The following is a 23,264-nucleotide window of genomic DNA, read 5'->3' as shown; positions in this document are numbered from 1 at the left end:
AAAGGCTTTAGAGCAAAGAGAGCGGCGAGAAAACCGGCCGCAGGCAAAAGCGGCCGGCGATCAACCGAAAAGCATCAATCCCGGTTCGCCGAGGTGCCCTTGATATCCTCGTAGGGCACGCGGAAGACGCGGTCGTCGAAGGCAACGCCGGTCTTCACGTTGAAGATCATGACGGACGTATCCTTGCCCTGGTTGTCCGTGATCGTCCACTGGCGCAGATCGTAGGTCTTCGGATCGAACATCATCGTGATGGTCGAATTGCCGAATACCGTATTGTTGCCGAGCGAGATCGTCGTCAGATCGGATTCTTCCTTCACGCCCTTCACCATGCCGGCGGAAAGGTCGATACGCTGCGCCAGCAACAGGCTGAGCGGCGTCTTGGAGAGCGGATAAAGATCCCATGTCTTCAACTTCACGTTGCCGATCGCGACATTCCTGCCATCGGCGATGACGCGCATCGGCGACGGATCATCATAGTTGAAACGCAGCTTGCCGGGACGCTCGATAAAGAACTTGCCGCCGGTCTGTTCGCCGCGCGGGCCGAATTGCACGAACTCGCCCTGCATGGTGGCAACGCCGGAGAAATGATCGGCGATGGCCTGCGCCGTAGCGCTGTTGGCGACCGGTGCTGCCGCCTGGGCGAAAACGGGGAACGGGACGGCACTTACAACGGCCGCGGCGGCGAATACGCCGAGAACATCGCGGCGGGATACCGGCAGGCCGGAAAAGATGGATGCGGAGTTGGTCATATGAACCTCCTGTATGCGGTCTGCATGCCGCCGAAAGGCGGCGTCTTCAAGGCGCCGCGATCGCCCGGTGAAAGGTAACGGATTACATGCCCCGAGGTTTCCACCGGATGGGCCGAGCCATCAAAAATTTCTTTCCTCAGCGGTCGAGGATATCCCCATCCGTCGGCACGAGAATCTCGCGTTTGCCGGCATGGTTGGCCGGGCCGATAATGCCCTCCTGTTCCATGCGTTCGATCAGCGATGCTGCTCTGTTATAACCGATACCGAGCCTGCGCTGAACATAGGATGTGGACGCCTTGCCGTCACGCAGGACGATGGCGACGGCCTGGTCATAGGGGTCTTCCGAATCGGAGAGATTTGCCGTGCCGGCCGGACCGCCGCCATAGTCGCCATCCTCGTCATCGTCGGCCGTGATGGCATCGAGATATTGCGGCGAGCCCTGTGTCTTCAGATAGGAGACGATCTCCTCGACTTCGACGTCGGAGACAAAAGGACCGTGGACGCGCTGGATCCGGCCGCCACCGGCCATGTAGAGCATGTCACCCATGCCGAGCAGCTGTTCTGCGCCCTGCTCGCCGAGGATCGTGCGGCTGTCGATCTTGGACGTCACCTGGAAGGAGATGCGGGTCGGGAAGTTCGCCTTGATCGTGCCGGTGATGACGTCGACCGAGGGGCGCTGGGTTGCCATGATGACATGGATGCCGGCAGCACGCGCCATCTGCGCGAGGCGCTGGACGGCACCTTCGATATCCTTGCCGGCGACCATCATCAGGTCGGCCATTTCGTCGATGATGACGACGATATAGGGCATCGGCTGCAGGTCGAATTCCTCGGTCTCGTAGACCGCCTCGCCGGTCTGCCGGTCGAAGCCGGTCTGCACCGTGCGCGAGATCGTATCGCCCTTGGCAAGCGCCTGCTCGACGCGCGTATTGAAGCCGTCGATATTGCGCACGCCGATCTTCGACATCTTCTTGTAGCGCTCTTCCATCTCGCGGACGGTCCATTTGAGCGCGACGACAGCCTTCTTCGGATCCGTCACGACGGGCGAGAGCAGATGCGGGATGCCGTCATAGACGGAAAGTTCCAGCATCTTCGGGTCGATCATGATGAGGCGGCACTGTTCCGGCGTCATGCGGTAGAGCAACGACAGGATCATGGTGTTGATGGCAACCGACTTGCCGGAGCCCGTGGTACCGGCCACGAGCAGATGCGGCATCTTGGCGAGGTCGGCGATCACAGCCTCGCCGCCGATCGTCTTGCCGAGCGCCATGGCAAGCTTCGCCTTGGAGCTTTCAAAATCACGCGACGCGATGAGCTCGCGCAGATAGACGGTTTCGCGCGTCTGGTTCGGCAATTCGATCCCGATCGCGTTACGACCCGGCACAACCGCGACACGGGCGGCAATTGCGCTCATCGAACGGGCAATGTCGTCGGCAAGACCGATGACGCGGGAGGACTTGATACCGGGTGCCGGTTCCAGCTCGTAAAGTGTCACGACCGGGCCGGGGCGGACATGGATGATCTCGCCCTTGACGCCGAAATCCTCCAGCACGCCTTCTAGCATGCGGGCATTCTGTTCCAGTGCGTCGGCAGAAAGCGTGGAATCGCGCACCACGTTCTTCGGCTCGGCAAGCAGGTGCATGGAGGGAAGCTGGAAGCCTTCCGGCCGGATGAACGAACCTTGCGCCTCGCGTTCGACGCGGGCGCCGGGTTTTGGACGGGCGGATGCGGGGATGACGCGCGGCTCGGGTTTGCCGGCCGGTTTGGCCGGCGCGCGAATCATCCAGTCGTCCTCATCGTCATCGGGCAGGATATCGGCCGGGCGCGGCGGCATGTCGGTATCGAACGGCGGATCGTCGTCCTCATCGTCGTTGAGCGAGATGGAAGGCGTCGAAACCACGCGGCGGCTCGAAACGGCGCGCGGCTCCATGGAAGGATCCATGCGTTCGCCGCGCGCTGCAGGCTTGGCACGCACCGGCTCGTTCAAGGTGCCGAATTCGTCGTCGTTGAAATCATAGGGCGATTCGAAGTCGCTCTGGCGGCGTTTGCGTGGCCCCATGCCGAAAAGTCGGCGCAGACGCGCCTGGTTCATATACCAGGCATGCGTCATGGCGCCGCTGAAGGCCATCCAGCGGGAGCCATCGTCGTCCTCGTCCTCATCGCCGACGACACGCACTTTGCTGCGGGTATCGACATAATCCTCTTCTTCTTCCTCCTCCTCGTCGAGCTCGCTGCGGCCGACGATTCCGGCGGCAAAAAGCATCATCCACGCGGTCGGAACGGCGAAGACGCAGCCGACGGCAGTGGCAAAGACACCGGTCGGATAGGCACCGACGAAGAGGGCGGGAAAACGCAGGATCATGTCGCCGATGACCCCGCCAATACCGTTCGGGATCGGCCAGGTGAGCGGCGGCGGAAAACAGCCGATGACGGCGGAGGAAAGCACCGTGCCGGCAAGCCAGGCGCCGGCACGCGCCGGAATGCGGCTGAGGCGGCGGCCGGAAATCAGTGCCAGTGCCCAGGCAACGATCGGCAGCATCGACACGACGCTGGCAAGCCCCAGGAACTGCATGGCGATATCGGCAAAGGCAGCGCCGCTATAGCCGAGCACATTGGTCGGCAGATTGCCGGTGGCATAGGAATAGCTGGGGTCGGTCACGTTCCACGTCGCCAGCGCCGCAACTGCAAGCGCCAGCACCACGAAGACCGCAAAGCCTGCGAGAGCCTGGATCTGCCGCAGGATGAATGCCGAGAAGGAGAACCGGTCAGGGCGGCCATCCATTGCCGCCGACGTGCTTCTTGCCATGTTCTAACCCGTCCAATGCCTGTGGGCACGCGAATCGCCAATGTTCGCCGCGCCAAATGCGTCCGCTCCACCTAATCAAACTAGGGTTAAAGCGATGTTAACCATGCATATGTCGGATGACTAAAAGAAAAAGGCCCGAACCTTGGAAGGTCCGGGCCAAGAGCGGCTTATGGTTAGATAGGCCGCGACGGGCCGTTCGGCGGCGCCCTTGTGCCGGGCGCCGCAAACCCTGTGATTACGCGTGGTAGGCGGCTTCGCCGTGCGTTGCGAGGTCGAGACCTTCACGCTCGGCTTCGACCGGAACGCGCAGGCCGATAATGACATCGACGATCTTGTAGAGGATCGCAGAACCGATGCCCGACCAGACGATCGTGGTCAGAACGCCCTTGAGCTGTGCCCAGACCTGGGTTGCCGTGCCGGCATAGGAGGCCGCAAAGTCCGGCGTCGAATAATCGACGATACCGGCGCCGCCGAGGGCCGGATTGACGAGAATGCCGGTGCCGATCGCGCCAACGATGCCGCCGACGCAATGGACGCCGAACACATCGAGCGAGTCGTCATAGTTGAACTTGTTCTTCACGACATCGACGAAGAAGTAGCAGATCGGCGAAACGATGAGGCCGAGAACGACAGCACCCATCGGACCGGCGAAACCGGCAGCCGGCGTCACGGCAACGAGGCCGGCAACGGCACCCGAGGCAGCACCGAGCATGGAGGCCTTGCCGCGAGCGAAGCTTTCAACGATGCACCAGGAGACAGCGGCGGCAGCCGTTGCAACGAAGGTGTTGATCATGGCGAGCGATGCATAACCGTTGGCTTCCAGGTTGGAGCCGGCGTTGAAGCCGAACCAGCCGACCCACAGGAGCGATGCGCCGACCATGGTGAGCGTCATGGAGTGCGGTGCCATGATTTCCTTCTTATAGCCCGTGCGCTTGCCGAGCATGATGGCGCCGATCAGGCCGGCAATACCGGCATTGATGTGAACGACCGTGCCGCCGGCGAAGTCGATCGCGCCATACGAGAAGATGAGACCAGTTGGTGCAGTGTAAGCGCTCGGGCCGCCCCAGAACCAGACCATGTGCGCCATCGGGAAGTAGACGAACGTGACCCACAGGATGACGAAGAGCATGACGGCCGAGAACTTGATACGCTCGGCGAAGGCGCCGACGATCAGGGCCGGCGTGATGCAGGCGAAGGTCATCTGGAAGCAGATGAAGGTGAGTTCCGGAATGGCCACACCCTTCGAGAAGGTTTCGGCCAGCGAGGATGGCGTCACACCGGCAAGGAAGGCCTTGGAGAAGCCGCCGACGAAGCTGTTGAGCGAGCCGCCATCCGTGAAAGCGAGCGAATAGCCGTAGGTGACCCAGATGATCATGACGACGGCGGTGATCATGAAGACCTGCATGAGAACCGAGAGCATGTTCTTGGCGCGGACGAGACCGCCGTAGAACAGAGCAAGGCCCGGGATGGTCATCAAGAGAACGAGAACCGTGGAGACCAGCATCCACGTATTGTCGCCCTTGTCCATCGTCATGGCCGGAGCAGCGGCGGCTGCAGCATCGGCGGCTGCCGGGGCGGCTTCCTGCGCGAAAGCGATAACCGGCGCCAGCAGAGCGGCCGACAGGGCGCCTACCCGTGCGATGTTGGAGGAAAACTTCGAAATTGACATTGGAAATAGCTCCTTGATCTGCCGTTCTTTACAGCGCTTCTGAATCGGTTTCGCCCGTACGGATGCGCACGGCATGGTCGATCGAGTAGACGAAGATTTTGCCGTCACCGATCTGGCCGGTCTTGGCAGATGCTGCGATGGCCTCGACTGCCTTGTCGACGATCTCCGATGCGACCGCGATTTCGATCTTGAGCTTCGGCAGGAAGCTGACCGCATATTCAGTGCCGCGATAGATTTCGGTGTGCCCCTTCTGGCGACCGTAGCCCTTCACTTCGGTCACAGTCAGGCCCTGAATGCCGATCGCCGTGAGGGCTTCGCGGACCTCATCGAGCTTGAACGGCTTGATAATGGCCATCACAATTTTCATCTGTATCCCATCCTTCGTTATCCTCGGCGCGGAGCCGACTCTCCTTGCCGCTGACGGTTTCATGAACAGCGACCGGCGATAGACATTCAAAGGACGTGCCAGATTCGTGACAGTCTATAAGTTATTGAAATCTAAAGGCTATAACAGAAGGCGCCAATAAACAGGCAAATGATGGGCCAATAAGCGCATAAATAATGCGCAAATTTATAAATATGCACATTATTTATTCATTTGCCTTTTTCCGAATCAGGCCCTCCTGCGCGACCGACGCGATCAGGACACCCGATCGCGTAAAAAGGCTGCCGCGGGTCAATCCCCGGGCACCCGACGCCGAAGGACTGTCCTGCGTATAGAGCAGCCAGTCGTCGAGCGTGTCGGGGCGATGGAACCACATGGCATGGTCGAGGCTTGCAACCTGCAGGCTCTGATCGAAAATGGACGTTCCGTGCGCATGCAGCGATGCATCGAGCAGCGTCATGTCCGAGATATAGGCAAGCACCGCGGCCTGATAGAGCCGGCTGTCCGGTACCGGACCGGTGGCCCGCACCCAGACATCCTGCCGCGGTTCGAGCTTCTCCCGGGTAAAATAGTGCTTGAGCGAAACAGGCCGGATTTCGATCGGCCTTTCGCGCTCCCAATATTTGCGCACCGCCGCCGGCGCATGGGCAAGATATTGTTCCTTGATCTGCTGTTCGCCGAGCAGTGATTCCGGCATCGGCACCGACGGCATGAGGACCTGGTGGTCGAAACCCGGCTCCTCCAGCTGGAACGAGGCCGAAAGCGCAAAGATCGCCTTGCCGTGCTGGATCGCGACGGCCCGGCGCGTGTTGAAGCTCGATCCGTCGCGGATACGCTCAACCTGGTAGACGATGGGCACCGAAGGGTCTCCGGGACGCATGAAATAGGCATGCAGCGAGTGAATGAAACGCTCGCTGTCCACCGTGCGCTGTGCTGCCATCAGAGCCTGTGCGATCACCTGCCCGCCGAACACGCGCTGCCAGCCGACCTGCGGACTGCGGCCGCGAAAGATATCGACCTCGATCGGCTCGATATCGAGCGTCGCGATCAATGTTTCCATGGCGGTCGGTCTGCCCGTCTGTTCCGTCATTTTGTTCGGCTCCCGGCGGTAGGAAGTGATAACGTCATGATCTATATAGATCGCATCTGGTCGTAGGAAGTAACAGGAGCTGATGATGCTGGACATGCTGGTTGTGGGCGGAGGTTATGTCGGCCTGTCCGTGGCCGTGGCGGTCAAGCAGGCAGCACCTCATCTCGATATCGCCGTCATCGAGGCAGCACCCGACCATGTCTGGAAGAAAGACATGCGCGCTTCCGCCATCATCGCGGCCGCAACGAAGATGCTCGAAGTCTTCGGCATATGGGATGAAATCGAGCCGGAGGCTCAGCCGATCAACAAGATGATCGTGACCGATTCCAGGATGTCCGATCCTGTCCGCCCGATCTTCCTGACCTTCGACGGCGAAGTGGCCGATGGCCGGCCGTTTGCCCACATGATCCCCAATGTCGCCATGGTCGGCGCGCTGCGCGGGCTGTGCGAGCGGCTCGGCATCGAGATCCGCCACGGCCTCAGCGCCACGGGGCTGAAGACCGGCGACACCAGCATCGAGGTCAGCCTTTCGGACGGCAGTACGCAGCAATCGCGCCTGCTGGTCGCCTGCGACGGCGTACGCTCGACGCTGCGTGACTTCGCCGGCATCAGGACGGTGACCTGGGACTATGGCCAATCCGGCATCGTCACGACCGTCGAGCACGAGCGCCCGCACCATGGCTACGCCGAAGAGCATTTCCTGCCATCCGGCCCCTTCGCCATCCTGCCGCTGCGCGACAACCGCTCCTCTCTGGTCTGGACCGAGCGGACGAACGACGCCAACCGCCTCGTTGCCGCCGACGATCTGGTCTTCGAGGAGGAGCTGGAACGCCGCTTCGGCCACAAGCTCGGCGCTCTCAAGGTCGTCGGGGACAAGCGCGCCTTCCCGCTCGGCCTCACGCTTGCCCGCTCCTTCGTCGCCCCGCGCTTTGCGCTCGCCGGCGACGCAGCGCACGGCATCCACCCGATCTCCGGCCAGGGCCTCAATCTCGGTTTCAAGGATGTGGCAGCGCTTGCCGAAACCATCGTGGAGGCCGATCGCCTTGGCCTCGATATCGGCGCCATCAACATTCTGGAGCGCTACCAGAGCTGGCGCCGTTTCGACACGTTCCGCATGGGCGTCACGACAGACGTGCTGAACCGGCTGTTTTCCAACGACACGGCGCCGATCCGCATTGCCCGCGACTTCGGCCTCGGCATCGTCGACCGGCTGCCCGGTCTGAAATCCTTCTTCATCGGCCAGGCAGCCGGAACGACAGCCAGGGACAATCCGCGGCTGCTTTCGGGCCAGACGATCTGACAGAGAGCATCTGCAGGAAGAAATCAGTCTTCGAGACTGCGCGCTTCCGAAACCAGCATGATCGGAATGCCGTCCCTGATCGGATAGGCAAGCCGTGCCTTTTCCGAGACCAGTTCATTGTGCTCGCGATCGTATGAAAGCCGCCCCTTGGTGAGCGGGCAGACGAGCAGCTCGAGAAGTTTGGGATCGACGCGGCTCAGTTTTTCGTCCATCGCGCCCTCTACTGCAAAACGGTATCGGAATCGCCGAAAACGCGGGCAAGCACGATTTCGGTGATGGCGATCAGGGTTTCGGCCCGCGTCTTGAGGTCGGGCGCTTCGAGCAGCGCCTGTTTTTCCGCCGGGCCGAACGGCGACATCATCGCGAGCGAATTGACGAGGGTAAGGTTGCTCGCCCGCTCAACGCTTTCCCAATCCGCCTCGAGCTTGTTGGCATCGAGATAGGCCTTGAAGGCCGTCAGCAGCGCGTTGCGATCGACAGCATCCTCTTCGTTCTCGGCAGAAAGATCCGATATGAACGGCGCGATGCGAAAGCTGCGGAACGGTTGACCATGCGATTTTTCCTCCAGCAGCCGGAAGCGGCATACGCCCGTCAGCGAGACGATGTAACGCCCGTCGCCGGTTTCGGCATAGGAGGTAATTCGGCCGAGGCAGCCGACGGCCGCAAGCTCGGGGGCATGCGTCTTGTCTTCATGCTCGCCATGCGCCGGCTGCACCATGCCGATCAGACGGTTTCCGGTCAGCGCCGCATCGAACATCGCAAGATAACGCGGCTCGAAGATATTGAGCGGCAACTGCCCCGCAGGCAGGAGAAGCGCCCCCGTCAGGGGAAAAACTGCAATCTCATCCGGTAAATCGCCGGGCTTAAGATATCTCGCATTGCCGACTTGCATGAAGACTGGTCCCGCACTCTTCGGCGGGCGCATCTGCGGCGCCCGTCCTCACGAGAAATGTGGTGCCCTTGTGCAAAAACGCAAGGGCGGATGCGGCAAACCTCAGGAAAACAGGATCGAGGAAAGCTTGCGGCGCGCCGAAACCGTCGCCGGATCCTTGAAACCCCAGACTTCGAAGAACTGCAGGAGCTGGCGACGCGCACCGTCGTCATCGAAGGCACGATCCTTGCGCATGATGAAAAGCAGGTGTTCGGCTGCCTCCTCGCGCCTGCCCTCGACATTGAGAATCTTGGCGAGTTTCAGCCGGGCTTCGTGATGATCCGGGTTCAGCGCCAGCTCGCGTTCAAGCGCAACGGGATCGCCGAGCTTGCGGGCTTCTTCGATCTGGTCGAGCTTCGTCAGGACTGCCTGGATGCCGGCATCCTTGCCAAGCTCTTCCGGCAATTCGCTCAGCATCTGGCGGGCTTCTCCATGCTGGTCGGCTGCGATCAGGCATTCGGCCATGCCGGCAAGCGCCTTGGCATTTTCCGGATCCGCCTGGATCACCGCACCATAAAGCTGGCCCGCTTCATTGACGTTGCCGGCAGCGAGCAACTCGCCGGCCTCGGCCAGCGCGGCTTCGATCTCGCCAGCCTGGTCGGCGCCGGCCGGGCCTGCGAGACGATCGATGAACTGACGAACCTGGCTTTCCGGCACGGCACCCATGAAACCATCCGCCGGGCGGCCGTTGACGAAGGCGATGACGGCGGGGATCGACTGGATGCCAAGCTGGCCGGCGATCGAGGGGTGATCGTCAATGTTCATCTTGACCAGCTTGACGCGGCCCTGTCCCTCGTTGACGACCTTTTCCAGAACCGGCGTCAGCTGCTTGCAGGGACCGCACCAGGGCGCCCAGAAATCGACCAGCACCGGCTGGTTGCGCGATTCCTCCAGCACGTCCTTCGCGAAATTCGCCGTCGTCGTGTCCTTGATATGGCCGCCTGCGGCCACCGGCTGGGGTGGCACGCCATAACTTGCCGTCGCCGACATCTGATTGCCGAAGGAGCCGTTGTAAGGATTGTCGCTGCCGCTCATAGGTATCTCCCGCCGCGCCGATCTGCCGGCGTTTCTGAATAGCGCTAAAATCGTATGTCAGGACGTCACTTTCAAGACAAGCGGCTTATGCCCCGTCGCTTCCATGAATCGTATCAGGTCGGCCCTGCCGATCGAGGTTGTCGCATCGTTGGAAAGCGGGTGGCAATTGATAATCTCGTCATGCATCAGATCCGCGTCGAGCACGAAGGTGACGTTGTTGCCGGTATCGTTGATCGCGCCGAGTGCGGTGACAGCACCTGGAATGACGCCCAGATATTCCATCAGTTTCTCGGGCTTGCCGAAGGAGACACGGCCGGAGGCACCGATGATAGTGTGGACCTGCTTGAGATCGACCGTGGCGTTTTCCTCCACCGTCAGCAGGAAGTAGCGGTCCTTCTTATCCTTCACGAACAGGTTCTTGGTATGCCCGCCGGGAATCTCGTCCCTGAGAGCAACCGATTCGGCCACCGTGAAGACGGGCGCGTGGTCCTTTGTGCTGTGGGCGATGCCGAGGTCGTCGAGAAAGGCAAGAAGATCCTGGCGGGTCTTGGGCTTGTTGTCGGTCATCGTCGTTCCATGAAGCGCGAGAAGGGCAGATCGGATTGCCTGCTTACGTCCGCCTCGCAAGCTTGGCAATCTTCAGGACCGACGCTTTGCCCTGCATTCGCGGCGTTTCCGGACGTGGTTTTCCACTGCTGGAATTTTTCTTCGTTTTTCCGTCATTTCCCTGTTGCATTTGAAAATCGTTTGGGCGATATAGCGCCCGTCGCCGCAAGGTGGCGCCCACGGTCCGCTACTTACTACCCCGGACCGATGAGGATTTGAGCGGGTGTAGCTCAGGGGTAGAGCACAACCTTGCCAAGGTTGGGGTCGAGGGTTCGAATCCCTTCGCCCGCTCCAGTTTCTCCAAATTTCCCAACCGACACGACAAAATGCTCAGCGCGCCGCGCCTTTGCATCTTCGTTTCTTATTTTCTCGGATCGAGCAGGTCGCGCAGGCCATCGCCGAGGATGTTGAAGCCGAGCACGGTCAGCATGATCGCCAGTCCCGGAAAGAGCGACATGTAGATGTTAAGGCCGAGATAGTTGCGGCCGTCGCTCATCATCGCGCCCCATTCGGGAAGTGGCGGCTGCGCACCGAGACCCAGGAAGGAGAGGCTTGCGGCCGACAGGATGACGGTACCGGCCGTCAGCGTTGACTGCACGATGATCGGGCCGATCGCGTTACGCAGGATGTAATGTGTCATGATTCGGTGGCGCGAGACGCCGAGCGAAATGGCCGCTTCCACATAATCCATTGCCTTGAGGCCGAGTGTGAGGTTGCGGCTGAGCCGCGCATAGACTGGCACCGAGAAGATCGCAATCGCGATCAGCAGGTTGACGAGGCTGGTGCCGAGCACGCTGACGATCAGGATCGCGAGCACGATGCCCGGAAAGGCGAAAAGGATATCCATGCACCACATGATCGCCTGATCGGCATAACGCCCCGCCATGCCCGAAATAATGCCGAGCGGCACGCCGACGACTATGGCAAGCCCGACGCTGAGAACGACCTCCAGCAGCGAGATGCGCGCGCCATAGAGCACGCGGGCGAAAATATCGCGACCATTGTCGTCGGTACCGAACGGATGCTCGAAGGAGGGTTCCAGCATCGTCGAGAGCAGGTCCTGCGAATAAGGATCGGCCGAGGTGATGAGCGGCGCCAAGATTGCCATCAGCACGATGATGCCGATGAGCCCGCCGCCGATGGTGATGCCCCTGTGCGAGGCGAGCCAGCGCAGGATGCCGCGCAGGCTCCCGCTGCCGGTCGAAACCTGTTCCGCTTCGCTCATCGCCATCAGTCGAACCTTATTTTCGGATTGAGCGCGGCGATCGCCATTTCCGCCAGGAAATTCATGACGACAACGCCGGTGACGGCCACAAGCGTCACACCCTGAATGACCGGATAGTCACGATAGCGCACCGAATCGACCAGCAGCCGACCGATACCCGGCCAGTTGAAGACGGATTCGGTGACGACGGCACCGCCGATCAGGCTGCCGAAGTTCAGACCGACGATGGTCACGATCGGGATCAGGGCGTTGCGCAGCGCGTGGCTCCAATAGATCGAGCCGGGCGCGACACCCTTGGCCCGCGCCGTGCGGATATAGTCCTGTGCCAGCACTTCGATCATGCTGGAGCGCGTCATGCGCGCGATGACGGCCATCGGCAGCACTGCGAGCGTGATCGAGGGCAGGACGAAGCTTTTCCAGGACGTGGCGCCGAGAAGCGGCAGCCAGCCGAGACTGACCGAGAATGTATTCATCGCCATCAGCGCCAGCCAGAAATTGGCGATGGAGGCGCCGGCAATCGCGAGAAGCATGACGGCCTGGTCCGGCCAGCCATGCCGGTAGATCGCACCGATCATGCCGGCCGGCACACCGATCGCAATCGCCAGCAGATAGGCGGTGACGGCAAGGCCGAGCGTAAAGGGCATGCGCTCGGCAATCTCATCGACAACAGGCAGTTTCGACTTGATCGACATGCCGAGATCGCCCCTGACCGCGCCATAGGCGAACGAGCCGTATTGCTCGGCAATACTGCGATCGAGACCGAGGCGGGTGCGCATGTTGTCGACCGCCTCCTGCGTGGCCTCGGGACCGGCCATCATGCGGGCCGGATCGCCAGGAAGCGCGCGAATGGCAACGAAGATCAGCAGCGACACGCCGACAAGGATCAGCGGCAAGGCGAGCAGCTTCTTGAGAATATAGGCTTTCATCGGACCGTCATCGTCAGTGAATCGGGTGGGCGGCACAGCACCGCCCACCCGGTTACGCATCAGTCCTTGGTGGCTTCCTCGACCACGACCTGGCCACCCGGAATGACCCAGGCACCCTTCACATTCTTGCGAGCGGCGTAGAGATCCTGCGTCGTATAGAGGAGAACATGCGGCGCCTGCTCGTTGACCTCCTTCTGGGCATCGACATAGATCGCGTTGCGCGCCTTCTCGTCCAGCGTCGAGGCTGCCTTGTCGATCAGTTCATCGAGCTTGGGATCGTTGAAAAAGCCGAGATTGGCGCTGGCAGGCGAAGCGCTTGCCGAATAATAGAGCGGGCGGAACTGCAGGTCGGCACCGTTGACGCCCGAAGACCAGGAGGCAATGACGGAACCCGTGTTCGCGGCCGCCTTGCCGGCCGGATCGGCGAAGGCCGCCTTCGACCAGACGCCGCTTTCCATGCGCTGCACGTCGAGCTTCACGCCCGCTTTCGCCCACATGGCCTGCAGCAGTTCGCCGATACGCGCTTCCGGCTCCTGCACGATCGTCGTCATTGCGAAACCGTCGGGATAACCGGCATCGGCAAGCAGCTTCTTCGCCTTGTCGATATCATAGGTATAGGGCGCGAGCGTCTTGTCATAACCGGGCGTGACAGGCGCGAGCGGCGAATTGGCCGGCGTCGCGTTGCCCTGCATGATCGCCTTGACGAGGCCTTCGCGGTCGGTCGCATAGTTCAGCGCCTGGCGCACGCGCACGTCGTCGAGCGGCTTCAGCTTGGTGTTGAGCGACACCCAGAAGACCGCCGAACCGTCCGACTTGTTGACCACCATGTCCGGATTGGCTGCAAGCTGCTTGGCGAAAGCGGCCGGCAGCGGATTGACGATATCGGCATCGCCCGTCTGCAGCGCCATGTTCATGACCGACGGCTCGGCCGTCCAGGTCCACTTGATCTCGTCTGCGCCCTTCGGCGCACCACCCCACCAGTCCGCGTTCTTGGTTTCCAGCACATATTCGCCGGACTTGTATTCCTGCAGTTTGTAGGGACCGGTACCGACCGCCTTGCTGCCGATCGTACCGGCGGCATCCGCCGTCGGGCTGACCATCCAGCAGGCGCCGGTGGTCAAAAGTGCGAGGAACGCCGGATAGGGCTTCTTGAGTTTGAACTGGACGGTCGACGGATCGACGGCGGTGACGCTGTCGATGAAGGTACGCAGACGACCGCTGGCGGCAAGGCCGCGCTTGGTATCGAGATGGCGGGCGAAGTTCTTCACCACCGCATCCGCATCGAAGGGCGTACCGTCATGGAATTTTACCCCCTGGCGCAGCTTGAAGGTCCAGACGATGCCGGCATCGTCGCTCGACCATTCGGTGGCGAGCGCCGGCTGCAGGCTCAGATCCTTGGCGCGGACAAGAAGCCCCTCGTACATCGGATCCAGAACAGCAGCCGTGAAGGTCGCGGTCTGATCGCCCGGATCCATTGAACGGGGCGCTTCGGTCTGCATGATCGTCAGCGTGGAAGCGAAGGCCGAAAGCGGCGCAAACAGCGCTCCGGCAACAGCGCAACGCAAAGCGAATTGGCGGGTTCTAATAAATCTCTTGCGAATGATTTCCATTGGTTCACCCTCTTGCTGATTCTTGAAACCGGCCCTTCGGTCGGCTTTGATCAATTTTGTAATTTATTTTGGTTGATTGGTTCATTTTGTGAACTTATTGTCAAGGCGAAATCACTAGCGGCAGGATCAGGGATTTTAATGTTCAACTCATCGCAGCGTGAGCTTCTGCGGGTCATAAGCGAGTCCGGCCCCTTGAGCCGGACCGATCTTGCCTCCGCGATCGGGCTCAGCAAGGCGGCAATGAGTGGCATCGCCCGCGAGCTGATCGACCGTGGCGTTCTACACGAAACGCAAACCGTGTACGGCCAGGGCCGGCCTTCCGTCCTGCTCGACCTGAAGCCGGAATGCGCCTTCTTCATCGGCATCTCGCTTCTGGAAGAGCCGGCGCCGATGATCCTCAGCGATCTGAACGGCAATATCATTGCTCGCCAGCAGCTGCCCTATTCCAGAGATCCCAAGGTCATCGCGAACGCCATCGCCTACGGCCTGCCGGAAATTCTCAGAGCCCATCCGCAGGCGAGCTCCAAGCTGGCGGGCATCGGCGTGGCGCTGTCCGGCTTCGTGGACGAAAAACAGGCAACCTGTGTCCAGTCCACCCTGCTCGGCTGGCAGGATGTGCCGCTTGCCGAAATCATTCGCCAGGCAAGCGGCGTCGATACGTTCATCGAGAACGACGCCAAGGCCGTGGCCGTCAGCGAAAAACTCTTCGGCATTGCCCGTGATACACCGAACTTTTCGGTCGTGTCGCTCGGAGACGGCATCGGCTGTGCCCACTTCATCGACGGCCGGCTCTATCGCGGCAACCATGGCGGCGCCGGCGAAATCGCCCATGCCACGATCGAGCCGGGCGGCGCGCCCTGCCGCTGCGGCAAGCGCGGCTGCCTGGATACGATCGCTTCCATGAAGGCGATCAAGGAGATGGCGAGGGCTGCCGGCCTGAAATGCACCTCGCTGTCGGAGCTCGAAGAGGAAGCCTCGCACGGCACCGCCGAGGCGATCGCCATCATCCACAAGGCCGGCGCAGCGCTCGGCCTGGCGATCTCGCACCTGATCCAGATGAACGATCCCGGCATGATCCTCGTCACCCATGTCGAGGGCTCCTTCGACGGCCTGTTCGGCACCGTCGTGCAGCAGGCGATCGAAGCCAATGTCCTTCCGCGTTATGCCGGCCAGACGCCGATCCGCACCCGCCGCGTCGACAGCGACGTCTGGGCGCGCGGTGCCGCCAGCATTGCCGCCCATAATTTTCTGATTGGTCCTAATGTAAGCTGAGGTTTTCCATGCGCATCGCCGTTGGGGGCATTCATATCGAATGCAGCACGTACAATCCCGTCCTGAACGAGGAGAAGGATTTCCGGGTGGTGCGCGGCGATGGCCTGCTGGCAGCCCCCTATTTCGCGTTCTTGAAGGATTACGACGCCGAGTTCCTGCCGACCATCCATGCCCGCGCCATTGCCGGCGGTCCGGTCGCGCGCCACACTTACGAGGCCTTCAAGGCTGAATTCCTCGAGCGCCTGAAGCCGCTTCTGCCGCTCGACGGCCTCTATCTCGCCATGCACGGCGCCATGTATGTCGAGGGCATGGAGGATGCGGAAGGCGACTGGATCAGCGCTGCCCGCGCGCTCGTCGGCGACGATTGCACGGTTTCGGCAAGCTACGACCTGCACGGCAATGTCACCCAGCGCATCCTCGATGCGCTCGACATGTACTCCACCTATCGCACCGCCCCGCATATCGACGTCGAAGAGACGATGCGCCGCTCGGTCTCCATGCTGGTGAAGAGCCTGAAGAGCGGTGTGAAGCCGACCCTGCTCTGGGCGCCGATCCCCGTCGTCCTGCCGGGGGAACGCACGAGCACCGTCGACGAGCCGGCAAAGAGCCTCTATGCCGAATTGCCCGGCATCGATGCGCTGGATGGCGTCTGGGATGCTTCGCTGATGGTCGGCTACGTCTGGGCGGATGAGCCCCGCGCCACCGCTGCCGCGATCATGACCGGCACCGACCGCGCCGTGCTGGAGCGCGAGGCAAAGCGCATGGCGAAGGCCTATTGGGATGTGCGCGAAGAGTTCGTCTTCGGCTGCGAGACCGGTTCGATCGAGGAATGCGTCGCCAGGGCGATCGCCAGCCCCACCGGCCCCGTCGTGCTCGCCGAATCCGGCGACAATCCGACCGGCGGCGGTGTTGGCGACCGCGCAGACGTGCTCGCCGAGCTGATTGCAAGGGGCGCAACCGGCGTCGTCTTTGCGGGCATTGCCGACAGGGCCGCAACGGAGACCTGCTATGCGGCGGGCGTCGGCGCGACGCTGGATCTGACCGTCGGCGCCTCGCTCGACACCAAGGGCAGCAAACCGGTAACCGGCCGCTTCACCGTAAAATTCCTGCATGAGACCAGCGACGCGGCCGATCGGCAGGCGGTCGTCTCCATCGGCGGTATCGACCTGGTGCTTTCCGCCAGGCGCCGCCCCTATCACAATATTGCCGATTTCACCCGTCTCGGCCTCGATCCGCACAAGGCGAAGATCATCGTCGTCAAGTCGGGCTACCTTTCGCCGGAACTGGCGCCGATTGCCAATCCGAACCTCATGGCGCTTTCGGCCGGCGTGGTCGATCAATTCGTCGAGCGCCTGCCGCGCCTGCGCAAACAGCACCCGACCTATCCTTTCGACAAGGATTTCGGCTTCGAGCCGCAAACCTTCCTGTCCGCACGCTCGCTCAATCGCTGAACCAATTGCCGTTTGGTACCGCGCGCCTGCCCGGGTGCGCGGCGCCTGTGGACGCCTGTATCTGCCCCTCGCATCTGCCGCAAATCTGCGCTTCAAGGCGAAAAAACAGGCAAATATTTATCTGCACAAAAAAGCGCTTGACGATCGGCCCTATTTGATTTGCATTGAACCAATCTAAAATTGGTTCAGGCCACCATGGACGAAGCACAGGGCAATTCGAACTATGCGCTGGAGAAGCTGAGGGCTCTTCTTCAGTCGGATAGTCTCGACGCCGACGGCAAGCTGCCGACTGAGCGCACACTCTCCGAAATCCTTGGCGTCAGCCGCCGCTCCATCCGCCGCGCGCTCGAAGTGCTGGAGGCCGAAGGTCGCATCTGGCGCCGGCAAGGTTCCGGCACCTTTGCCGGCAGGCGCCCAGATGGCTGGAGTGAGCATGTCGATTCCATCGTCGCCGACACGGACCTGATGGAAATCATGGAGGTGCGCCTGCGCATCGAGCCGCAGCTTGCCCAGCTCGCGGCCATGCGCGCCAAGGCGGCCGATGTCGAGCGCATGTATGATCTCGTGAAAAAGATCTACGGCAGCACGGATGCCGACGGCCGCGAACTCTGGGACGGCGCGCTGCATCGCCAGATCGCCCAATGCGCCGGCAACTCGTTCTTCCTGACGATCTTCGATGTCATCAACCGCGTGCGCCAGGACGAAGCCTGGCAGACGATCCGCGAGCGCGCCCGCAGCGCCAGCCGCACACGCGAAGTCACCTACGGCCAGCACACGGCCATCGTCGACGCCATCGCCGCCCGCGATCCGGCAAAGGCCGGCGAAGCCATGCGCCAGCATCTGCTGACGCTGCAGGAAAGCCTCATCCGCATCACCTCCTTCGACCATAGCGAAGCGGAGGCCGAGAAGGAGCCCACTTGAGCGGGGAAATCGGCACGGCGGAGATAACCGCCGGCCCGACACGATAAACGTGAAACAAAAACATAAAGAGGAGAATGAAATGAAATTGACCAGATTGCTGACCACTGCCGCGGCGGCAGCGCTCTTTGCGCTTCCGGCCCTCGCCACTGAACTGAAGATCGGCCTGCAGGACGATGCCGACGTGCTCGATCCGGCGCAGTCGCGCACCTTCGTCGGCCGTATCGTCTATACCGCGATGTGCGACAAGCTCGTGGATGTCTCGCCCGACCTCAAGATCGTGCCGCAGCTTGCGACCGAATGGAACTGGTCGCCCGACGGCAAGGAACTCACCATGAAGCTTCGCCAGGGCGTGAAGTTTCAGGACGAGACGCCTTTCAATGCCGAAGCCGTCGTCGCCACCATCGAACGCAACATGACCCTGCCGGAATCGCGCCGCAAGAGCGAGCTGGCCTCCGTCCAGAAGGTCGAGGCGACAGGCGAATATGAAGTCAAGTTCACGCTGAAGGCGCCTGACGTTACCCTGCTTGCCCAGCTGTCCGATCGCGCCGGCATGATCGTTTCGCCCAAGGCGGCCAAGGAACTCGGCGCCAAGTTCGGCGATCATCCGGTCTGCGCCGGCCCCTTCAAATTCGTCGAGCGCGTGCAGCAGGATCGCATCGTGCTGGAAAAGTTCCAGGACTACTGGAACAAGGACAATGTCTTTATCGACAAGATCACCTATCTGCCGATCCCGGATTCGACCGTGCGCCTCGCCAACCTGCGCTCCGGCGATCTCGACATGATCGAGCGGCTGGCCGCGACCGACGCCGAGACGGTCAAGAGCGATCCGAACCTCGTCTACAAGGATGTCGTCAATACCGGCTGGCTCGGCATCTACGCCAATGTCGGCAATGGCGCGCGCGCCGATAACCCGATCGGCAAGGACAAGCGCCTGCGCCAGGCCTTCTCGCTGGCGATCGACCGCGACGCCGCCATGCAGATCGTCTTCGAAGGCACCGGCGTTGCCGGCAACCAGCCCTTCCCGCCGAGCAGCCCCTGGTTCGACAAGGATGTCCCGGTTCCCGCGCGTGATATCGAAAAGGCCAAGGCCCTGGTCAAGGCTGCAGGCTTCGACCGCATCCCGGTTGAAATGCAGGTTCCGAACAGCCCGGTCACGATGCAGATGATGCAGATCATCCAGTCCATGGTCGCCGAAGCAGGCTTCGACCTCACCCTGAAGGCAACGGAATTCGCCACCCTGCTCAACGAGCAGACCGCCGGCAACTATCAGCTCAGCCGGTCCGACTGGTCCGGCCGCGTCGATCCCGACGGCAATATCCAGCAGTTCGTCACCTGCAACGCCGGCCTCAACGACAGCAAATATTGCAATGCCGACGTCGACAAGCTGCTCAACGAAGCGCGCCAGTCTCCGGACGACGCCGTGCGCAAGCAGAAGTATGATGCCGCGACCGCCATCCTGAATGACGACCTGCCGATCATCTTTCTCGGCCACCAGTCCTGGATCTGGGCGCTGCACAAGAACATCACCGGCTTCGTTGCTTCGCCCGACGGCATGATCCGCCTCGTCGGCGTGAAGAAGGAAGGCTGATAGCCCAACACGTGAGGGACGTGGCGAACTTCGCCGCGTCCCGCTGATGCTATCGGAGCGCCCATGTACAGGTTCATCGCCAAGCGGCTGCTGGTCGCCATTCCAACCCTGCTGATCATTTCGATCTTCGTCTTCTCGCTGCAGAAGCTTCTGCCGGGCGATCCGGTCCTGGCCATGGCCGGCGAAGAGCGCGATCCGCAGGTGCTGGAATTCCTGCGGGAAAAATATCACCTCAACGATCCCGTCCCCTACCAGTATGTCTACTGGCTGGGCTCGGCGCTGCGGGGCGACCTCGGCATTTCGCTGCGCACGAACCAGCCCGTTCTCGACCTCGTCGCCGAAAAGCTGCCGGTCACGATCCAGCTGGCGATCATGTCGATGATCTTCGCCTTCATCATCGGCGTACCGATGGGCATTCTGGCGGCGGTCAAAAAGAACACCGTCATTGACTACCTTGCCAACCTCATCGCCCTTTCGGGCCTGTCGATCCCGAATTTCTGGCTCGGCATCATGCTGATCCTGCTGGTCTCGGTGAATCTCGGCTGGCTTCCGGCCTCGGGCTACGAACCGTTCTTCTCCAATCCGCTGCGCTCGATAGAGACTATGCTGATGCCCTCCTTCGTGCTCGGCAACGCGCTCGCCGCCACGCTGATGCGCCACACCCGCTCGGCCATGCTCAGCGTCTTGAGCGCCGATTATATCCGCACCGCCCGCGCCAAGGGACTGTCGGAAAGTTCCGTGGTGCTGGAACACAGCTTCCGCAATGCCGTGCTGCCGATCGTCACGCTGAGCGCCCTGCTCTTCGGCGAGCTGCTTGCCGGCGCCGTCCTCACCGAGCAGATCTTTACGATTCCAGGCTTCGGAAAGCTCATCGTCGATGCCGTCTTCAATCGCGACTATGCCGTGGTCCAGGGCGTCGTCATCTGCACGGCGATCGGCTTCATTCTGATGAACCTTGTCGCCGACGTGCTCTACGTCCTCCTGAACCCGCGTATGAGGGCTTCGCTATGACCGCCATCGATCAAGTCGCAGCCGCACCTGTCGCCTCGGCCGAGCAGCGTGCACCGAGCCGCGCCTGGCGCAAGCTCAGGGCCAACAAGGGCGCACTCGTCGGCCTCGCCATCATCGCCTTCTTCGCCATTCTCGCGATCATCGCGCCGCTCCTGCCGCTGCCCGATCCGAACGCCACGAGCTGGTCGGCGATCCGCAAGGCGCCGTCGGCGGCCCATTGGCTCGGCACTGACGATATCGGCCGCGATATCCTCTCGCGCATGATCTGGGGCGCCCAGGCCTCGCTGATGGCCGGCGTCTTCTCGGTGGCGATCGCGGTCGTCATCGGCGTGCCTTTCGGGCTGGTTTCAGGCTATTTCGGCGGCTGGGTCGACATGGTCATCTCCCGCATCACCGAAGCTTTCCTGGCGATGCCCTTCCTGATCACCGCGATTGCGCTCGCAGCCTTCCTCGGCCCAAGCCTCACCAATGCGATGATCGCGATCGGACTGTCGGCCATGCCGATCTTCGTGCGGCTGACGCGCGGCCAGGTGCTGGCCGTCAAGACCGAGGAATATATCGAAGGTGCGCGCTCCATCGGTCTTCGCCACTTCAGCATCATCACCCGTTACATCCTGCCGAACGTGCTCGCGCCGATCCTCGTACAGGCGACCTTGACGATCGCAACCGCCATCATCGCCGAGGCAAGCCTTTCCTTCCTCGGCCTCGGCCAGCAGCCGCCCGCACCGAGCTGGGGCTCGATGCTGAACGTCGCCAAGAATTTTCTGAGCCAGGCGCCGTGGATGGCAATGTGGCCGGGCATTGCCATCTTCCTCGTCGTTATCGGTTTCAATCTATTGGGCGACGGCCTGCGCGATGCGCTCGATCCGCGCGAAGCATGACCTTTCGAAAGGACATATGAAATGACCACATTCACGACCCGCCCCGAAATTCTGGGCACATTCGGCGTCGTTACCTCAACGCACTGGATCGCGTCCGCTGTCGGCATGAGCATTCTCGAAAAGGGCGGCAACGCCTTCGATGCAGCGGTTGCCACCGGCTTCACCCTGCAGGTCCTGGAGCCACACCTTGTCGGCCCCGGCGGCGACATGCCGGCAATCATCTATTCGAAGAAGAAGGACAAGGTCGAGGTCATCTGCGCGCAAGGCCCGGCCCCGGCGGGCGCCACCATCGAGCACTACACGGACGAAGGCCTGAAACTGATCCCCGGCGACGGGCTGCTCGCAACCGTCATCCCCGGCTCCTTCGACGGCTGGATGCTGATGCTGCGCGACTATGGCAGGCTGAGCGTGCGCGATGTGCTGGAGCCGGCAATCTATTATGCCGAAAGCGGCCATCCGCTGCTGCCGCGCGTTTCCGCCACCATCAAGGGGCTTGCCGAATTCTTCCAGAAGGAATGGCCGACCTCCTACGAGACATGGGTGCCGGGCGGTTCCGTTCCCGAACCGAACTCGCGCTTCAAGAACCCGGTGCTGGCCGAAACCTGGAAGCGCATAATTTCCGAGGCGGAGGCAAAGCAGGGTCGCGAGGCGCAGATCGAAGCCGCCCGTGACGCTTTCTATCGCGGCTTCGTCGCCGAAAAGATCGCGAACTATCTGAAGACTGCCGAAGTGATGGATGCGAGCGGCAGCCGCCACAAGGCGGTGCTGACGGCAGACGACATGGCAAACTGGTCGGCCACGATCGAGGAGCCGCAGACCTACGACTATCACGGCTGGACCGTCGCCAAGATCGGCCCCTGGGGACAGGGTCCGGTTTTCCTGCAGACGCTGTCGATCCTGAAGGATATGGACATCGCCGCGATGGCGTCCGACGGTGCCGATTTCGTCCACACCGTCACCGAAGCCATGAAGCTCGCCTTCGCGGACCGCGAAATCTATTATGGCGATCCCAAATTCGCCGATGTGCCGCTCGATCGGCTTCTGTCAGACAGCTACGCCGCCGCCCGCCGCAATCTGATATCAGGCGAAGCGTCCCTTGACCTGCGCCCCGGGAAACTGCCGGGCTTCGAACAGCAGCATGACGCGACGATGCAAATGCTCGGCGCCGATTCCAAGACCGGCGCCGTCTACGAGCCGACCATGGCGCATCTGACGGAAAAGCGCGGCGACACTGTTCATATCGACGTCATCGACCGCGAAGGCAACATGGTTTCGGTCACACCCTCGGGGGGCTGGCTGCAGTCCTCGCCGATCGTTCCGGGCCTCGGCTTCTGCCTGAATTCGCGCGCCCAGATGTTCTGGCTCAAACCGGGCCTGCCGACCTCTCTCGCTCCCGGCAAGCGCCCGCGCACGACGCTGACGCCCTCGCTCGCGCTCTACGAGGGCCGCCCCACGCTCGCCTTCGGCACTCCGGGCGGCGACCAGCAGGAACAGTGGCAGCTTTCCTTCTTCCTGCGTTACGTGCACCACGGGATGAACCTGCAGGCGGCCATCGACCAGCCGCTCTTCCACACCTCGCATTTCCCCGGCTCCTTCTACCCCCGCACGCGAGAGCCGGGCGGCCTGATGGCGGAAGGCAATTTCAGCGCCGCCGTGCTCGACGACTTGCGCGCCCGCGGCCACAGGCTGACCGTCTCCGAACCCTGGACCATTGGCCGCCTGACCGCGGCACGCCGCGATGCCGACGGCCTGTTGCGTGCCGCGGCAACGCCGCGCCTCATGCAGGCCTATGCGGTCGGGAGGTAGGC

General features: G+C 61.9%; 20 protein-coding genes and 1 tRNA gene. 9 read left to right on the top strand and 12 right to left on the bottom strand.

The window, feature by feature from the left end; genetic code table 11:
• Nucleotides 1–74 precede the first annotated feature (74 nt).
• The 5 genes from ACFPWW_RS29530 to tesB all read right to left on the bottom strand — a co-directional run bounded on the left by ACFPWW_RS29530 (nucleotide 75) and on the right by tesB (nucleotide 6,699).
• Nucleotides 75–749: an outer membrane lipoprotein carrier protein LolA gene (locus ACFPWW_RS29530; protein ID WP_377314748.1), complete on the bottom strand. Its 675-nt coding sequence runs from the start codon at nucleotides 747–749 to the stop codon at nucleotides 75–77.
• 136 nt (nucleotides 750–885) lie between these two features.
• Nucleotides 886–3,555: an FtsK/SpoIIIE family DNA translocase gene (locus ACFPWW_RS29525; protein WP_377314746.1), complete on the bottom strand. Its 2,670-nt coding sequence runs from the start codon at nucleotides 3,553–3,555 to the stop codon at nucleotides 886–888.
• A 235-nt stretch (nucleotides 3,556–3,790) separates the two neighbouring features.
• The gene (locus tag ACFPWW_RS29520) at nucleotides 3,791–5,224 is read right to left on the bottom strand and encodes an ammonium transporter (protein ID WP_377314744.1); all 1,434 of its coding nucleotides are present in this window, start codon (nucleotides 5,222–5,224) and stop codon (nucleotides 3,791–3,793) included.
• 28 nt (nucleotides 5,225–5,252) lie between these two features.
• On the bottom strand, nucleotides 5,253–5,591 hold the full coding sequence (locus ACFPWW_RS29515; RefSeq protein WP_085990525.1) for a P-II family nitrogen regulator: 339 nt from the start codon (nucleotides 5,589–5,591) through the stop codon (nucleotides 5,253–5,255).
• A gap of 223 nt (nucleotides 5,592–5,814) precedes the next feature.
• Nucleotides 5,815–6,699, bottom strand: coding sequence for an acyl-CoA thioesterase II (gene tesB, locus ACFPWW_RS29510; RefSeq protein WP_377314742.1), 885 nt, complete (start codon nucleotides 6,697–6,699; stop codon nucleotides 5,815–5,817).
• Nucleotides 6,700–6,784: 85 nt separating this feature from the next.
• Between tesB and ACFPWW_RS29505 the strand changes: the two genes are divergently transcribed.
• On the top strand, nucleotides 6,785–7,999 hold the full coding sequence (locus ACFPWW_RS29505; protein ID WP_377314777.1) for a ubiquinone biosynthesis hydroxylase: 1,215 nt from the start codon (nucleotides 6,785–6,787) through the stop codon (nucleotides 7,997–7,999).
• Nucleotides 8,000–8,022: 23 nt separating this feature from the next.
• On the opposite strand, the gene ACFPWW_RS29500 is transcribed toward ACFPWW_RS29505, so the two are convergent.
• The 4 genes from ACFPWW_RS29500 to ACFPWW_RS29485 form a co-directional block, all read right to left on the bottom strand.
• Nucleotides 8,023–8,211, bottom strand: a complete 189-nt coding sequence (locus ACFPWW_RS29500) for a Trm112 family protein (RefSeq protein WP_112545684.1) — start codon at nucleotides 8,209–8,211, stop codon at nucleotides 8,023–8,025.
• Between the two features lie 8 nt (nucleotides 8,212–8,219).
• Complete coding sequence (locus ACFPWW_RS29495; RefSeq protein ID WP_112564459.1) at nucleotides 8,220–8,891, bottom strand: LON peptidase substrate-binding domain-containing protein; 672 nt, start codon at nucleotides 8,889–8,891, stop codon at nucleotides 8,220–8,222.
• A 102-nt stretch (nucleotides 8,892–8,993) separates the two neighbouring features.
• Nucleotides 8,994–9,965: a thioredoxin gene (gene trxA / locus ACFPWW_RS29490; protein ID WP_377314740.1), complete on the bottom strand. Its 972-nt coding sequence runs from the start codon at nucleotides 9,963–9,965 to the stop codon at nucleotides 8,994–8,996.
• A 57-nt stretch (nucleotides 9,966–10,022) separates the two neighbouring features.
• Nucleotides 10,023–10,532, bottom strand: coding sequence for a prolyl-tRNA synthetase associated domain-containing protein (locus ACFPWW_RS29485; protein WP_112702661.1), 510 nt, complete (start codon nucleotides 10,530–10,532; stop codon nucleotides 10,023–10,025).
• 258 nt (nucleotides 10,533–10,790) lie between these two features.
• Between ACFPWW_RS29485 and ACFPWW_RS29480 the strand changes: the two genes are divergently transcribed.
• Nucleotides 10,791–10,865 (top strand) — tRNA-Gly (locus ACFPWW_RS29480).
• Between the two features lie 67 nt (nucleotides 10,866–10,932).
• Here the strand turns inward: ACFPWW_RS29480 and ACFPWW_RS29475 are convergent.
• From ACFPWW_RS29475 to ACFPWW_RS29465, 3 genes are read right to left on the bottom strand one after another with little or no spacing between them, the layout of a single operon-like run.
• Nucleotides 10,933–11,802, bottom strand: a complete 870-nt coding sequence (locus ACFPWW_RS29475) for an ABC transporter permease (RefSeq protein ID WP_377314738.1) — start codon at nucleotides 11,800–11,802, stop codon at nucleotides 10,933–10,935.
• Nucleotides 11,802–12,722 carry an ABC transporter permease gene (locus ACFPWW_RS29470; protein WP_112702663.1) on the bottom strand — a complete coding sequence of 307 codons (921 nt, stop codon included), beginning with the start codon at nucleotides 12,720–12,722 and terminating at the stop codon, nucleotides 11,802–11,804. Before ACFPWW_RS29470 ends, ACFPWW_RS29475 begins: the two co-directional genes overlap by 1 nt.
• Before the next feature lie 59 nt (nucleotides 12,723–12,781).
• On the bottom strand, nucleotides 12,782–14,332 hold the full coding sequence (locus tag ACFPWW_RS29465; protein ID WP_112702664.1) for an ABC transporter substrate-binding protein: 1,551 nt from the start codon (nucleotides 14,330–14,332) through the stop codon (nucleotides 12,782–12,784).
• A 138-nt stretch (nucleotides 14,333–14,470) separates the two neighbouring features.
• Here ACFPWW_RS29465 and ACFPWW_RS29460 point away from each other — a divergent pair, with 138 nt between their 5' ends.
• The 7 genes from ACFPWW_RS29460 (at nucleotide 14,471) to ACFPWW_RS29430 (ending at nucleotide 23,262) form a co-directional block, all read left to right on the top strand.
• Entirely contained in the window at nucleotides 14,471–15,604 is a 1,134-nt protein-coding gene (locus tag ACFPWW_RS29460; RefSeq protein ID WP_112757032.1) for an ROK family transcriptional regulator, read from the top strand.
• 8 nt (nucleotides 15,605–15,612) lie between these two features.
• Complete coding sequence (locus ACFPWW_RS29455) at nucleotides 15,613–17,055, top strand: M81 family metallopeptidase (RefSeq protein WP_112564447.1); 1,443 nt, start codon at nucleotides 15,613–15,615, stop codon at nucleotides 17,053–17,055.
• 195 nt (nucleotides 17,056–17,250) lie between these two features.
• The gene (locus tag ACFPWW_RS29450) at nucleotides 17,251–17,976 is read left to right on the top strand and encodes a FadR/GntR family transcriptional regulator (RefSeq protein ID WP_377314735.1); all 726 of its coding nucleotides are present in this window, start codon (nucleotides 17,251–17,253) and stop codon (nucleotides 17,974–17,976) included.
• A 79-nt stretch (nucleotides 17,977–18,055) separates the two neighbouring features.
• Nucleotides 18,056–19,564 (top strand): ABC transporter substrate-binding protein, encoded by a 1,509-nt coding sequence (locus ACFPWW_RS29445; protein WP_377314733.1) that lies wholly within the window; start codon nucleotides 18,056–18,058, stop codon nucleotides 19,562–19,564.
• Nucleotides 19,565–19,627: 63 nt separating this feature from the next.
• Nucleotides 19,628–20,575, top strand: a complete 948-nt coding sequence (locus tag ACFPWW_RS29440) for an ABC transporter permease (protein ID WP_112564441.1) — start codon at nucleotides 19,628–19,630, stop codon at nucleotides 20,573–20,575.
• Nucleotides 20,572–21,456: an ABC transporter permease gene (locus ACFPWW_RS29435; protein ID WP_112564439.1), complete on the top strand. Its 885-nt coding sequence runs from the start codon at nucleotides 20,572–20,574 to the stop codon at nucleotides 21,454–21,456. The genes ACFPWW_RS29440 and ACFPWW_RS29435 overlap by 4 nt, the downstream gene beginning before the upstream one ends.
• A gap of 21 nt (nucleotides 21,457–21,477) precedes the next feature.
• Complete coding sequence (locus tag ACFPWW_RS29430; RefSeq protein WP_377314731.1) at nucleotides 21,478–23,262, top strand: gamma-glutamyltransferase family protein; 1,785 nt, start codon at nucleotides 21,478–21,480, stop codon at nucleotides 23,260–23,262.
• Nucleotides 23,263–23,264: the final 2 nt, after the last annotated feature.

Origin of the sequence: Rhizobium sp. GCM10022189 (assembly GCF_042656325.1) — a bacterium.
GTDB lineage: Bacteria > Pseudomonadota > Alphaproteobacteria > Rhizobiales > Rhizobiaceae > Rhizobium.
This window is presented reverse-complemented; position numbering and strand designations above follow the sequence as displayed.